Annotated in this window: 14 protein-coding genes; 9 read left to right on the forward strand and 5 right to left on the reverse strand. The window is 57.9% G+C overall.

The genetic code is table 11. The features are described from left to right. Window positions 1-2: 2 nt before the first annotated feature. From AUP74_RS11920 to AUP74_RS11960, 9 genes are all read left to right on the forward strand, one after another. Window positions 3-1,214 carry an NADH:ubiquinone reductase (Na(+)-transporting) subunit B gene (locus AUP74_RS11920; protein ID WP_069947762.1) on the forward strand — a complete coding sequence of 404 codons (1,212 nt, stop codon included), beginning with the start codon at window positions 3-5 and terminating at the stop codon, window positions 1,212-1,214. Continuing rightward, complete coding sequence (locus AUP74_RS11925) at window positions 1,207-1,989, forward strand: Na(+)-translocating NADH-quinone reductase subunit C (protein ID WP_069947763.1); 783 nt, start codon at window positions 1,207-1,209, stop codon at window positions 1,987-1,989. Before AUP74_RS11920 ends, AUP74_RS11925 begins: the two co-directional genes overlap by 8 nt. 2 nt (window positions 1,990-1,991) lie before the next feature. Continuing rightward, on the forward strand, window positions 1,992-2,648 hold the full coding sequence (locus AUP74_RS11930) for an NADH:ubiquinone reductase (Na(+)-transporting) subunit D (RefSeq protein ID WP_069947764.1): 657 nt from the start codon (window positions 1,992-1,994) through the stop codon (window positions 2,646-2,648). Between the two features lie 3 nt (window positions 2,649-2,651). Next, window positions 2,652-3,260, forward strand: a complete 609-nt coding sequence (gene nqrE / locus AUP74_RS11935) for an NADH:ubiquinone reductase (Na(+)-transporting) subunit E (RefSeq protein WP_069947765.1) — start codon at window positions 2,652-2,654, stop codon at window positions 3,258-3,260. An 18-nt stretch (window positions 3,261-3,278) separates the two neighbouring features. Then, complete coding sequence (gene nqrF, locus AUP74_RS11940) at window positions 3,279-4,502, forward strand: NADH:ubiquinone reductase (Na(+)-transporting) subunit F (RefSeq protein ID WP_069947766.1); 1,224 nt, start codon at window positions 3,279-3,281, stop codon at window positions 4,500-4,502. A gap of 152 nt (window positions 4,503-4,654) precedes the next feature. After that, window positions 4,655-5,581, forward strand: a complete 927-nt coding sequence (locus AUP74_RS11945) for an FAD:protein FMN transferase (protein WP_193427340.1) — start codon at window positions 4,655-4,657, stop codon at window positions 5,579-5,581. Beyond that, on the forward strand, window positions 5,581-5,817 hold the full coding sequence (gene nqrM / locus AUP74_RS11950; protein WP_069947767.1) for a (Na+)-NQR maturation NqrM: 237 nt from the start codon (window positions 5,581-5,583) through the stop codon (window positions 5,815-5,817). Before AUP74_RS11945 ends, nqrM begins: the two co-directional genes overlap by 1 nt. Window positions 5,818-5,858: 41 nt before the next feature. Continuing rightward, on the forward strand, window positions 5,859-7,256 hold the full coding sequence (gene sthA, locus AUP74_RS11955; RefSeq protein ID WP_069947768.1) for a Si-specific NAD(P)(+) transhydrogenase: 1,398 nt from the start codon (window positions 5,859-5,861) through the stop codon (window positions 7,254-7,256). Continuing rightward, on the forward strand, window positions 7,253-7,717 hold the full coding sequence (locus tag AUP74_RS11960; protein WP_069947769.1) for a thioesterase family protein: 465 nt from the start codon (window positions 7,253-7,255) through the stop codon (window positions 7,715-7,717). Before sthA ends, AUP74_RS11960 begins: the two co-directional genes overlap by 4 nt. Here AUP74_RS11960 and AUP74_RS11965 read toward each other — a convergent pair. The 5 genes from AUP74_RS11965 to AUP74_RS11985 form a co-directional block, all read right to left on the reverse strand. Next, the gene (locus AUP74_RS11965) at window positions 7,711-8,718 is read right to left on the reverse strand and encodes an extracellular catalytic domain type 1 short-chain-length polyhydroxyalkanoate depolymerase (protein ID WP_069947770.1); all 1,008 of its coding nucleotides are present in this window, start codon (window positions 8,716-8,718) and stop codon (window positions 7,711-7,713) included. The genes AUP74_RS11960 and AUP74_RS11965 overlap by 7 nt on opposite strands. A 164-nt stretch (window positions 8,719-8,882) precedes the next feature. Then, the gene (locus AUP74_RS11970) at window positions 8,883-10,322 is read right to left on the reverse strand and encodes an extracellular catalytic domain type 1 short-chain-length polyhydroxyalkanoate depolymerase (RefSeq protein WP_083260959.1); all 1,440 of its coding nucleotides are present in this window, start codon (window positions 10,320-10,322) and stop codon (window positions 8,883-8,885) included. 141 nt (window positions 10,323-10,463) lie between these two features. After that, complete coding sequence (locus AUP74_RS11975) at window positions 10,464-12,095, reverse strand: AMP-binding protein (RefSeq protein WP_069947772.1); 1,632 nt, start codon at window positions 12,093-12,095, stop codon at window positions 10,464-10,466. Window positions 12,096-12,120: 25 nt separating this feature from the next. After that, entirely contained in the window at window positions 12,121-13,374 is a 1,254-nt protein-coding gene (locus tag AUP74_RS11980; RefSeq protein WP_083260960.1) for a thiolase C-terminal domain-containing protein, read from the reverse strand. Then, window positions 13,374-14,249 carry an alpha/beta fold hydrolase gene (locus tag AUP74_RS11985; RefSeq protein ID WP_069947773.1) on the reverse strand — a complete coding sequence of 292 codons (876 nt, stop codon included), beginning with the start codon at window positions 14,247-14,249 and terminating at the stop codon, window positions 13,374-13,376. The genes AUP74_RS11980 and AUP74_RS11985 overlap by 1 nt, the downstream gene beginning before the upstream one ends.

The raw sequence follows: 14,249 nt of genomic DNA on the forward strand, positions 1-14,249 counted from the left end.
GGATGATGCGCAAATTCCTCGATTCCATTGAGCCGCACTTCCACAAGGGCGGTAAATACGAAAAGTTCTACGCGCTCTACGAAGCGATCGACACTGGTCTGTTCCAGCCCGCCGACCGCACCAAGACCACTGCCCATGTGCGTGACGGCATTGACCTGAAGCGCATCATGATCAGCGTGTGGGCCTGTGCGATGCTGGCCGCATTCTGGGGCATGTGGAATATCGGTTATCAGTCCAACCTGATTATCGCCGATATGGGCGCGACCGAGTTCGACGGCTGGCGCCACGCCATTATTGGTGCTCTGACCAGCTACAACCCGGCCAGCACCTGGGACAACTTTGTCTACGGTGCCATGTTCTTCCTGCCGATCTACCTCACCACTTTCGTGGTGGGCGGCATCTGGGAAGTGCTGTTCGCGGCGGTACGTGGCCACGAGGTCAACGAAGGCTTCTTCGTAACCTCTATCCTGTTCGCACTGAGCTGCCCGCCGGACCTGCCGCTGTGGCTGGTTGCCATGGGTATCAGCTTCGGCGTTGTGATCGGCAAGGAAGTGTTCGGTGGTACCGGCAAAAACTTCCTGAACCCGGCGCTGACCGGCCGCGCATTCCTGTACTTTGCTTACCCGGCATCCATGTCCGGTGACATGGTGTGGACTGCGGTTGATGGTTACACCGGTGCCACTGCGCTGTCCGTACTGGCCAGCGAAGGCGTGCAGAACGGTGTTGTCAACGCTGCTTCCGGTCCGCTGACCTGGTGGGATGCCTTCTTCGGCAACATGCACGGCTCCATCGGTGAGACTTCCACCTTTGTGATCCTGATCGCTGGTGCGATCCTGATGAGCATGAAGATCGCCAGCTGGCGTATTGTGGCCGGCACCATGCTGGGCATGATGGCGACAGCCACGCTGTTCAACTTTATCGGTTCCGATACCAACCTCTTCTTCAATGTGCCCTGGTACTGGCACCTGGTAGTAGGCGGTTTTGCATTCGGCCTGATCTTTATGACCACCGACCCGGTGTCCGCGGCGATGACCAATCTGAGCCGCTGGTACTACGGCATCCTGATCGGTGTTATGACCGTCCTGATTCGTGTCGTGAACCCGGCCTTCCCGGAAGGCATCATGCTGGCGATCCTGTTCGCCAACCTGTTCGCGCCGCTGTTTGACCACTTCGTGGTGCAGTCCAATATCAAACGGAGGTTGGCACGTGGCTAATAAAGATTCCGTCAAGGGAACACTGATCGTAGCCCTGGTGCTGTGTATCGTCTGTTCCGTTATCGTCTCCACCGCCGCGGTGATGCTGAAGCCGATGCAGCAATCCAATGCTGCACTGGACCTGAAGCGCAACGTGCTGCTGGCCGGTGGCCTGATCGATCCGTCTGAGACAGGTCGTGCAGCGGTTGAGGAGGCGTTTGCCAACGTCACCACAAAATACGTAGATCTGCGCACCGGTCAGTTCACTGACGAGGCTCCGGCTGGCGGCAGCGGCCGTGCGGCAGCCAAGATCCCGTCTGCCAGTGAAAAGCTGGATGCCGAGCAGGACATCGCCAAGATCATTCGCCGGGAAAACATCAAGGAAGTTTACCTGGTCGAGGAAAATGGCGAGCTCAAGAAGATCATCCTGCCGGTACGCGGTTACGGCCTGTGGGGCCAGCTGTACGGCTTCCTGGCTCTGCAGAACGACCTCAATACCGTTGCCGGTATCGGTTTCTACGAGCACAAGGAAACTCCGGGGCTGGGCGGCGAAGTCGATAACCCGAACTGGAAAAGCATCTGGGAAGGCAAGAAAGCCTACGCCGCCGATGGTGACGTTGCCCTGAGCGTGATCAAGGGCAGTGTCGACCAGAACACCCCGAATGCAGAGTACAAGGTCGACGGTCTGTCCGGCGCGACCCTGACCAGCAAGGGTGTCGATAACCTGGTTGAATTCTGGCTCGGCAGTGAGGGCTACGGTCCCTTCCTGAAAAACCTGAAAGCAGGGGAGGCGTAAGCATGAAAGTTAAAGATACTCTGCTGGAACCCATTTTTAACAATAACCCGATCGCCCTGCAGATCCTCGGTATCTGTTCCGCACTGGCAGTAACCAGCTCCATGAAAGTGACGCTGGTAATGTGTGTGGCCCTGACCGTGGTGGTTTGCTGCTCCAACGTGCTGGTATCCCTGATCCGCACCCAGATCCCGAACAGCATCCGCATCATTGTGCAGATGACGGTGATTGCCTCGTTGGTAATCCTCGTGGATCAGGTGATCAAGGCCCTGGCCTACGACATCTCCAAGCAGCTGTCGGTATTCGTTGGTTTGATCATCACCAACTGTATCGTGATGGGCCGCGCCGAGGCGTTCGCAATGAAGAATGGCCCTGTGGCCAGCTTCTTCGACGGCCTGGGTAACGGTCTCGGCTACAGTGTGATTCTGATCGGCCTGGCGTTTATTCGTGAACTGTTCGGTGCTGGCAAACTGCTGGGTGTCACCATTCTGGAAACCGTTAACAACGGTGGTTGGTATGTACCCAACGGTATGCTGCTGCTGCCGCCCAGTGCCTTCTTCCTGATCGGTCTGTTCATCTGGGCGATCCGCACCTGGAAGCCGGCGCAGGTTGAAGAAGAAGAGTTCAAGATTGCGCCGAACAGCAAAGCGCAGGAGGCCTGATAAGTGGAACATTATATTTCTCTGATTGTCCGGGCCGTCTTCGTTGAGAACATGGCGCTGGCCTTCTTCCTTGGCATGTGTACTTTCCTGGCGGTGTCCAAGAAAGTGGATGCGGCCATTGGCCTCGGTGTAGCGGTAATCTTCGTACTGACGCTGACCGTCCCGGTGAACAACCTGATCTACACCTACCTGCTGAAGGATGGTGCACTGGCGTGGGCCGGTTATCCGGATGTGGATCTGAGCTTCCTGGGTCTGCTGTCCTACATCGGTGTAATTGCTGCACTGGTACAGATCCTGGAGATGTTCCTGGATAAGTATGTACCGGCGCTCTACAACGCCCTGGGTGTATTCCTGCCTCTGATTACCGTGAACTGCGCCATCATGGGTGCGTCCCTGTTCATGGTGGAGCGCGAATACAACTTTGGTGAGAGCGTTGCTTATGGTTTCGGTGCTGGCCTCGGCTGGGCCCTGGCCATTACCGCACTGGCCGGTATCCGCGAAAAACTCAAGTACAGTGATGTACCTGAAGGCCTGAAGGGCCTGGGTATCACCTTTATCACCGTAGGTCTGATGTCCCTGGGCTTCATGTCCTTCGGCGGTATCGATATCTAAGCGGGGGAGCGCATTAGCATGAATCTGGAAATTATTCTCGGCGTTGTGATGTTCACCATCATCGTGATTGCGCTGGTGGCGGTCATTCTCGTCGCCCGCTCGCGCCTGGTGAACACCGGTAACGTCAACATCCTGGTCAACGGTGAGAAGACTCTCACCGTTCCCGCCGGCGGCAAGCTGCTGCAGACCCTGGCAGCCAACAACCTCTTCCTGGCTTCTGCCTGTGGTGGCGGCGGCAGCTGCGCGCAGTGCACCTGTAAAGTGATTTCCGGTGGTGGCGATATGCTGCCGACGGAAGCGGCTCACTTTACACCGCGTGAAGCGAAGCAGGGCAAGCGTCTCTCCTGTCAGGTTGCTGTAAAGCAGGACATGGAAATCGAGGTGCCGGAAGAAGTGTTCGGTGTGAAGCAGTGGGAGTGCACTGTGGAATCCAACCCGAACGTGGCTACCTTCATTAAGGAGCTGACCCTGAAGCTTCCGGAAGGCGAGAACGTCGACTTCCGTGCTGGCGGTTATGTTCAGCTGGAGGCGCCGCCCCATCACGTCAAGTTCTCCGATTTCGATATCGAAGAGGAATACCGTGGTGACTGGGAGCATTTCGGCTTCTTTAACCTGGAATCCAAGGTGACCGAGCCTGTAGTGCGCGCCTATTCCATGGCGAACTACCCGGAAGAAAAGGGTGTTGTGAAGTTCAACATCCGTATCGCAACCCCGCCGCCCCGCACTGAGGGCGTACCTCCGGGTCAGATGTCTTCCTACGTATTCAGCCTGAAGCCGGGTGACAAGATCCGCGTATACGGTCCCTTCGGTGAGTTCTTCGCCAAGGAAACCGATAACGAAATGGTCTTCATCGGTGGTGGTGCCGGTATGGCGCCGATGCGTTCGCACATCTTTGACCAGCTCAAGCGCCTGAACTCCAAGCGCAAGATCAGCTTCTGGTACGGTGCACGCTCCCTCCGTGAGATGTTCTACGAAGATGACTACAACGGTCTGCAGGAAGAGTTCGATAACTTCCAGTGGCATGTTGCTCTGTCTGATCCGCAGCCGGAAGACAACTGGACGGGCTACACCGGCTTCATCCACAACGTTGTCTACGAGAACTACCTCAAGGACCACCCCGCTCCGGAAGACTGTGAGTACTACATGTGTGGGCCGCCCATGATGAACGCAGCAGTAATCAACATGCTGAAGGATCTGGGTGTTGAGGATGAAAACATCCTGCTTGACGACTTCGGTGGCTGATTGAAGTGATTAGTCTGCTCGATTTCAAACGAGTGCCGACAACAACAAAAACAGGGCCCGTAAACAGGGCCCTGTTTTTGCTTTTCGGGCTGCTGTTTTTTTCTGTCGGATGTACACCGCGAGAAGATGTATGGCGTTTGAGCGGGCCCACCATGGGCACGCGCTATCACATCACCGTGGTCAACCCGCCGGCTGCCATCGACAGGGCTGAGTTACTGGCCGCTGTCGATGAAGAGCTCGAGGCGGTGAACCGGGAAATGTCTACCTACATCCCGGACTCCGAATTGATGCGCTTCAACCGAGGGCCCGTCGGGGAGGCAGTACCGGTCAGCCGGCATCTGGCCGAGGTGGTGGAGCTGTCCCTGGATATCTCCCAGCGCAGTAAGGGCGCTTTCGACATTACGGTAGGGCCGCTGGTCAACCTCTGGGGCTTCGGTCCCAGGCCGGAACCGGAGGCCACGCCGAGCGATACGGAAATTGCCGCTTTGCTCGAAACCGTGGGTTCCGACGCGCTGCGTCTGGAGCGGAATCCGGATCGACTGACCCGCAAGCGCCCGGTTGAGCTGGACCTGTCAGCGATCGCCAAAGGGCACGGTGTCGACCGGGTCGCCCGGCTGCTTGAGCAGCGCGGTATCGACAACTACCTGGTCGAAATCGGTGGCGAGTTACGCACACTTGGTATGAATCCAAAGGGTGCTAAATGGCGCATCGGTATCGAAAAACCGGTTGCCACCGGCAACGTGGTGCAGGTTCCTGTTGAAATCAGCGGGTTTGCCATGGCCACCAGCGGTGATTACCGCAACTATTACGAGCGGGATGGTGTTCGCTACGCGCACAGCATCGACCCGAGAGACGGACGACCATTGCAGCACCGTCTCGCCTCGGTAACCGTGATTGCTGACAGCTGTGCCGAGGCTGATGGCCTTGCCACGGCGCTCAATGTGATGGGTGCCGAGGCCGGGTTACAATTGGCTGAGCGGGAGGGGCTCGCCGTTTATATGCTGGTCAAGTCGGACGAGGGTTTTGAACCGATCGCCAGCACTGCCTTCCAACCGTTTTTAGAGAGGTCTGCGAAGTGATGATTTATGTTTTTGCGTTTATCGCCGTTGCACTGGTGATAACCGGTATGGCCCTGGGTGCCATCATCCAGAATAAGCCCCTAAAGGGCAGCTGTGGTGGCCTCAACAATATCGGTATGAAGCAGGACTGTGCGATCTGCGGTGGCGATGACGACGAGTGCCGCAAAGAGCAAGAGCGCCAGCAGCGCGAAGCGCAGACCCAGGACCTGGCCTACGACGCAACAAAGCGCCAGTAAACTCAACAAGTACAACAAATCAGAATTATTAGAGCTGTTAGATGGCAGAGCAAAAGTTTGACCTGGTAGTAATTGGATCCGGCCCCGCTGGAGAGGCGGCCGCCATGAGTGCGGCCAAAAAGGGCATGCGTGCGGCGGTGATCGAGAAGCGGCCCGCGGTGGGTGGCAACTGCACCCACAAGGGCACCATCCCGTCCAAGGCCTTGCGCCACTCGGTCAAGCAGCTGATGCGCTATAACACCCAGCCGGTGTTCCGTGCCCTCGGTGAGCCTTGCCGGTTGTCTTTTCCGCAGGTGATGGAATCTGTACACAAGGTGATCAATTACCAGGTGGAAATGCACACCAGTTTCTATGCGCGCAACCGCGTTGAGCTGATTCTCGGAGAAGCCTGCTTCCGCGATGCCAATACCGTTGAAGTACAGCTTCAGGATGGCGCCGTCGAAGTAATCAAGGCTGACAAGTTCGTTGTCGCCACCGGTTCGCGGCCTTACCGCCCGGGTGATGTGGATTTTCATCATCCCCGTGTCTATGACAGCGACACCATCCTGGAAATGCAGCACACCCCGCACTCCATGATGATTTACGGCGCTGGCGTGATCGGTTGCGAGTACGCGTCCATCTTCGCCGCACTGGGAGTCAAGGTCGACCTGATCAATACCCGTGGCAGCCTGCTGGAGTTCCTCGATGATGAGATCTCCGACGCGCTCAGTTACCATCTGCGGGATATGGGCGTGACCGTCCGTCACCAGGAGGAGTACGCCAAAGTGGTGCCCACGGAAAATGGCGTCATCATGGAAATGCAGTCCGGTAAGCGCATTCACGCGGATGCACTGCTGTGGTGTAATGGCCGCTCCGGCAACACCGGCTCACTGGGGCTGGAGAATGTCGGCCTGGAGGCCAACCACCGCGGACAGCTGACCGTCGATGAGCACTACTGCACCGCGGTGGACAGCATTTACGCGGTGGGAGATGTGATTGGCTGGCCGAGCCTCGCCAGTGCCTCCTACGACCAGGGCAGGGCAGTGGCAGCAGCCATTGCCGGTCGCGGTCACCGGGTGATCGAGGATGCGCCTACTGGAATTTACACCCTGCCGGAAATCTCTTCCGTCGGCCAGACTGAGTCCGAGCTGACGGCGGCAAAGGTGCCTTACGAAGTGGGGCGGGCATTATTCAAGCATACCGCCAGGGCGCAGATTTCCGGTGAGCGTGTCGGCATGCTCAAAATCCTGTTCCATATCGAAACCCACGAAATCCTCGGCATCCACTGCTTCGGTGCGGAGGCGGCGGAGATCGTGCATATTGGCCAGGCCATCATGAAGCAGCCGTCCCCCAATAACGTGATCGACTTCTTCGTAAACACCACGTTCAACTATCCGACCATGGCCGAGGCCTATCGCAGCGCTGCATTGGATGGCCTGAACCGGGTGATGCGTCTGTGACGGAGCCCTCGCCAAAGGAATTCCGCGAGCTGGTTAAAGGGTTCTTCGAGCAGATTCCCTTTAACAAGCAGATCGGTCTGGAGATGCGTGAGCTGGATCTCGAGCAGCTCACTCTCTCCGCCGCGTTCGAGTTGCGCCCGGAACTGATCGGCAATATCTGGAAGAACATCCTGCACGGCGGCGTCATTGCGACGGCGCTGGATACTGTGGGTGGGCTGACTGCAATGGTGGCGGCTTACCAGCGGCTCGGGGATATTCACTGGAAGGAAAAGGCCGAGCGCCTGTCAAAACTCGGCACAGTTGATATGCGGGTTGATTACCTCAAGCCGGGCAGGGGAGAGCATTTCCTGTGTAAAGGCTCCATCCTGCGCACCGGCAACAAGCTGGTGGTGACGCGGATGGAGCTGTTCAACGATTCCGAAGAGCTGATTGCCACCGGAACCGCCACTTATCTCTACTGAGCCTGGGCGGACTCCGCCCGCGTTACCCGCCGGTTGTTGGCGAAAAACCATTCGGTAATCCACGCCGGGTAGTTCACATGCTCGCCATCGACGAAGAAACCCTCGACTCCTTCTCCGGCCGGCCACGCATGCCCCATGCCCTGAACCAGCACCGTTGAAACACGCGGGCCGCTGGCATCACACCATTGCGTGACCTCAGCGCCCTCCAAATTCGCGGCAGGCTGGCCATTACAGTCAGCAATCTCGGCATAGTCCGCATAAACGGCCCGTGCTACCTGCGCGCTGCGCTCGGTATGGGTGGGAACCACAATTTCGTCCTCGGAGCCGTGCACAGCGTTCCACAGCTGTGTGCTGAGCAGTGCTTCCAGCGTCTCTCCTTCTGACTGGCCGGCATAGTTCAGGCAGTGCTGTTTGCCCTGCTCGACGGAAACGGAAGGAGAACCCAGGTCCGCTTTGTCGCCCTTTGATCCAGGTGTGGGGCCGGCACTGACGCCGACGCCGGCAAAGATCTCGGGAGCCAGACACCACAGCTGATTGGCAATGCCGCCACCGGAGGAGAGGCCGGTAAGGTAGACCTGCGCCGGATCGATATTGAGGGATTCATCGGCCAATAGTTCTTCCACCATGGCAATCAGATAAGCCTGATCGCTCTCAGCGCGGCTGGCCTCCGGGCCCTCATGGAAGTTCCAGCAGCCGAGAAAACCGTAGGAACCCTCGCCGGAGGCTTGCGGCGCTGCGACCACCATACCGTATTCTTCTGCCACTGCTTCCCAGTTTCCAGACTCCCGAATGGTGTCATTGCGCTGGACACAACCGTGCAGGCTGACCATCAGAGCCCTGCCAGAACTAATGCGTGGAGCGGTGCTGGGGACGTACAGGAAGGTATCGAGCTCGCCGGCATATTCGCGTTCGTCGCTCCATGAACCAGCGACGGAAGGCCCGGATGCCAGTGTGAACAGTGCGATGAGAGGTGTGACAACTTTGGTGTATAGCTTGGTCATTATTTTTACTCTTGACGGCAGTTAAGCCGGGGGGAGATTAAAGCCTTTTCTCCAATCTATCAGACTGAACCCCTCGTCGCACTACACCCTTGGTCTGAGTTCAGATCGAGGTCAGGCACTCGCGGGCCGTGAGGTCTGCGAGTGCCTGTGTATTACCCGGCAAGCTATGGGCAACTGCCTTTTTCGAAGTAGCCGGGTGAAGTCTCAGCCAGGCGGTTATAGGTAAACACGTTCCAGAGCCCTAAATTATCATTGGAGCCTTTTGCATAAGTGATTCCGAGTAAAACATAAGCCCGCCCCATGACCGAGTGACTGTAGTTGTCATCGTAATACTCGGTACAGCTACTGGCGGGGGGAGCTGCTTCAACGGATACGGTGCGTGTCCTGACCGCGCTGCTGGCATCCGAGAAGGTCACCGAGTAGTCGATACTGTAGTTGCCAACAACACAGCTATCGAAACCGGCCCCGGTGACAATGACCTGATCGGTGATATCTCCATTGGAGGCGTCTGTCGCAGAGTAGCCCGGCTCGATGTAGGGATCGCACTCGTACAATGTGATCTCAGTTGGAAGCTCCAGCACCAGACTATTCTCACCGGCAGGAGGCGGCGGGGGATTGCCGGCGTTAACGCGGCGATTGTTGGCGACGAACCACTGGGTAATCCATGCCGGATAATCGATGTAATCCCCGTCGATGTAGTAGCCATCGTTGCCGCCTGATGGCCAGGCGTGGCCCATGCCATTGACCATGATCTTGGACACACGAGGGCCGCTACTGTCACACCAGACAGTCAGGTCTGAATCACCGGCTGCACCGGGAATGACGCTGGAATCGCACTGGCTGATGGTATCGTAGTCATCGTATACCGCTACTGCGATATCCGCATTTCGGTGCGCATGAGCTGGAGCCACAGAGCCATCGCTGGTGCCGTGTACGGTGTTCCACAACTGGGTTCTGAGGAGAGCTGTACCCTGGCCCCCGGGAACCTGGGTAGTGTAATTCTCACAGTTGCTCTCACCCTGACTGACGGAAATCGATGGATTGTTAAGATCAAGGCTGCTGCCGGTGGAGCCGGGCGCAGGCCCGGCATTGACTCCGACACCGGCAAAGACATCTGGTGCGATACACCACATCTGATTGGTAATTCCAGCTCCGGAGGAGAGTCCGGTCAGGTACACCTGAGCGGGGTCAATGTTCAGGCTGGCATCCGCAATCAGCGCATTCACCAGGTCGATCAGATATTTCTGGTCACTGGAATTGCGGTTGGCGTTGTTACCGGTATGGAAGTTCCAGCATCCGGTAAAGCCGTAGGTGCCCTCACCGGAAGCCTGCGGCACGGCGACGATCATGCCGTATTCGTCAGCAGTCGCCTCCCAGTTTCCATCATTCTTTATGTCATCATTTGTCTGTACGCAACCATGTAGGCTGACCATGAGGGCGCGTTTGCCATTTAGTGCTGGAGGCGTGGTGGGTGTATACAGGAAAGTGCGTAGCTTGCCACCGACGACCTGTTCGCTGGACCAGGACCCACTGTAAGCCTGTGCGTTGAGAGTTAACAGGGCGGACGCAGCGAGCGTCGCCATGAGCCATTGTTTCAAGTTCATCGCTTGTTCTCCCTCTTGGGGTGATTATTGTTATGTATACGACTTTGAACTTCTTACATAACGCCTGCCTATACGCTGCACAGGCGAGCTACTGCAGCCCTCCGATTAAAACCACAACTTCCAGATCATCGGCATTGCACGCTATACAGGTGATAGTCTTTGTTGTCTGGTTTTCTGCTGGCAGTCCCAGGTTGTATTGGTAATACCTTGCCTGCGCAGCTCTACTTTTCTTATCTTGTTAGTGGACGTTCTGGGGATCTCGTCTGCCGAGGCAAAACGGATGTAGCGGGGAATAGCGTAACGGGGGATGTTCTGCTTACAGTGGTCGATGATCCCGATAGGATCAAGTGAGTCATCTGCAACGACGACGGCCATTACTTCGTCCTCACCTCCCTCGATATCGGCCGGCACGGCAATGACCGCGCACTCCCGAATACCCGGGTAGTCGAGCAGCGCGGTTTCCACTTCATAGGAGGAAATATTCTCACCGCGCCGGCGAATGCAGTCTTTCAGTCGGTCGACGAAATAGAAATAGCCATCTTCATCCATCCGGCCGGCATCACCGGTGTGGAACCAGAGGTTCTTCCAAGCCTCCAGTGTCTTTTCCGGCATGCGGTAGTAGCCGCTCATAAAGCCTGCGGAAATCCTCGGGCGTACCTGAATTTCGCCAACGTCACCCGGTGAGACTTCCAGATCCGTTGCCGGCTCGGCAACCCGTACCTCGAAATATCGGCTATAGGGCTTGCCGCAGCTACCGGGCCGTGGTGCATCCAGTGGCGTAAAGAGGGGGATGTTGACCTCCGACATTCCGTACAACTCGATCATGCGCACGGCAAAGCGTTGTTCGAAACGTTGGATAAACGTGGGTGCTGCCGGGGCAGCGGCGATGACTCGTAGCTGATGATCGCGTTCACCGGCAGCCCCCGGTTGCTGGTCCACGAACTCAGTCATTACACCCAGAAGGTTGGTGTGGGTTGCACCGTAATCACGGATATCGGAGAGCCAGCGGGAGGCACTGAACTTTCCGCGGATCACTGCAGTAGCGCCATTGATCAGGCAGGCATAAAGTTGCATGAAGAGCGCATTGCAGTGGAACAGTGGCATGGTGATGTAGTAGGTGTCATCGCGCTGGAAATCCAGGTTGTCGATGGTGCCCAGTCCGTAAAGGTAACAGTGGGCGTGGGGCATCATCACGGCCTTTGACGGGCCGGTGGTTCCGGAGGTAAACATCAGCCCGGCCAGATCCTGGAATGTTGCTTCGGACTCGGGCGCGTGCTGGGCGTCTCCCCGCAGGACTTCAAAGGGCAGAACGGGAATATTCAGCTTGCTCGCCGCTTCCTCCGGAATGTCGCCGCTGACAAAAATCTGCTTCAGTGACTCGAGCTCCTGAATGATAGGCGGGAGCTTTGTCAGTTGATCGGGGCTGCACACCAGTACCCGGGCCTCACTGAGGTTCAGTGCATGGGCGAGAAAGCTTCCGAGAAGCTCGGTATTGAGCCCAACGAGCACCGTATCGGCCTGATGACAACCCCACCAGAGTTCGCAGAATTCCGGTGCGTTGGGAAGCAGGGTGGCAACCTTCACTCCCGCTTCTATCTGCGCCTTGCGAAGCCCCGCTGCGATTTGCCGAGAGCGAAGGTAGATCTCGCCGTAGGTGAAACTTGGTCCATCGATAAAGGTGACCGCGGTTTTACCTGGAGCCTGCTCGGCCCAGTGCGCCAGCACCTGGGGCGTAGTCCAGCAATGGATGTCTCTCAGCGAATGAACTGTCATTGTTATTTTCCTGCTTATTGTCTGTTCACACGGCCTGCAGAATGGTGGTGCAATTGACGACGCCGCTGCCGCCGATATTCAGCACCGCCGCGAGTTCCGGGTTCCCGGGATGAGCCGTGCCCACCGCCTGACCGGTCAGCTGGCGGTAGGCGAAATAATGCATGGATGCACCGGTCGCGCCGACAGGATGGCCCTTGGATTTCAGTCCCCCGGACAGATTGATCTGGCAGCGGGCGTCCTTGTCGTGTTCCCCGGCAAGATAATCTTCGCCGGCACATCCCTCATCACTCAGACCCAGTGCTTCTATGCAGAGCAGCTGGTTGCTGGTGAAGCAATCGTGCACCTCTGCCAGGTCCAGATCGCCGGCGGAGATGCCGGCTTCCCGGTAAGCCCGGAGGACCGATTCCCGTGCGCCCTCTAGCTTGTGCAGGGCAGGGCGCCGGGATAGCGGCAGGTAGTCTGTGGAGATGGCGCGTCCGCGCAGTGCGGCGGCATGCTGGCCCTTGAGGCCGCTGTCCCCCCGTACCAGCACCAGGGCCACTGCGCCATCGCTAATGGGGGAGCAGTCGTGTAGCCGCAACGGTGCTGCGATCAGCGGGTTTTTCTCTTCGGGAAGCTCCAGGATGGCTGCAGCGCTGGTGAGTGCCGCAGTCTCGGCAAGGCTTCCGGGGCCAAACTGGGCCAGGGGATTACGGATCCCACGCCGATAATTGGTGGCGGCCACCGTGGCGAGCATCTCGCGGTAGCGCTCCGGACTAATGCCATTGTATTGCCTGTAGTGCTCGCCGAGTGTGGCGAAGAGGCCGGGGAAGGTCATGCCCGTGGAGGACTCCTCGGGCCAGTATGAACAACGGCCCAGCACCTCAGTAACCTGCGGTGTACTGAGCAGGCTCATCTTCTCGATGCCCACCACCAGAGCAGCTTGAATTCGACCGGATTGCAGCGCGTCAGCTGCAGCATGCAGTGCTGCAGATGACGAGGCGCAGGCTGCAGTGGATTGGTGTACGGGTTTGAATCGCAATGCGGAACATCGCTCGAGCGCGAGTGGTGCTAGCAATTCCTGATGGGAGAATGCACCGGGAGAGCAACTGCCAACGTAAACCGCATCGATCGTCGCGGCGTCCAGGTCTGCCCCGGTGAGAGCCCCGTCGACAACGTCTGCCAGCATCTGTTCCTGGGGGTAGGTGTCGATACGCTTCCCGGTTTCCCTGTCCTTTTCACAGTGGGGACCGAAGCGTGTGTGCGCCCCTCCGGTAATCAGTACGGTGTCCGGCTGCATTAACGACCTCCACCGAACGTTGCGAGGAACTGATCAATCGCCTCGACGGCTACCGGTTCGCTGAGGTCCGGAGCGTGACCCCGCCCGGGCACGGTTACCGCCATCAGTCCCGGCAAACGCTGCTGCATGGTGCTGAAACAGTCCTTTGAGAGGATATCGGACAGCTCGCCCCGGAGTGCGAGGACCGGTATGTCATCGAGGCCCTGGAACAATGGCCAGAGATCCGGCGGCACGGCGGCACTGATATCCTGCTCCATGGGTGCCGCCAGAGCCGGGTCATAGGCCAGCACGGGTATGCCGCTGTCATCTTCCCGGTAGAGTCGGCGCGCCATTCGCGCCCAGTCCGCGCCGCCGTAATCCGGCATGGCCACCCTGTTGAGAAGCTCGACTGTAGCGGCGGCGTCTGCCCAGTTCTGGACCGGTTTGGTTTTACCGACATAGCCGCGAATCCGCGCGAGGCCGGCCGGGTCAATCTCTGGGCCCACATCGTTGAGCACGACAGCCTCGACCATTTCGGGATGGCTGCCTTTCAGCAGCAGAGCCATTAACCCGCCCATGGAGGTGCCGATAATGGCAACCTTTTGGATATCGAGATGCCGGAGTAGTGCCAATGTATCGGCAACGTAAGTGGGCAGCTGGTAGTGATCGGGATCGCTGTCCCAGTCTGACAGGCCGCGTCCGCGTTGGTCTGGCACAACCACTCGGTAGGTTTCCGCCAGGTGCAGGGCGAGGTCTTCAAAATCGGCAGAGTTGCGGGTCAATCCGTGCAGGCAGAGCACAACAGGTGCCTGTTCGGTGGCCGCGCGGACATAGTCCCGGGCGTACAGGGTCAGTCCGTCCTCGCTGTGGAAACGAATTTCGTGATAACTGGTCAT

Origin of the sequence: Microbulbifer aggregans (genome assembly GCF_001750105.1) — a bacterium.
In the GTDB taxonomy this organism is placed as follows: domain Bacteria; phylum Pseudomonadota; class Gammaproteobacteria; order Pseudomonadales; family Cellvibrionaceae; genus Microbulbifer; species Microbulbifer aggregans.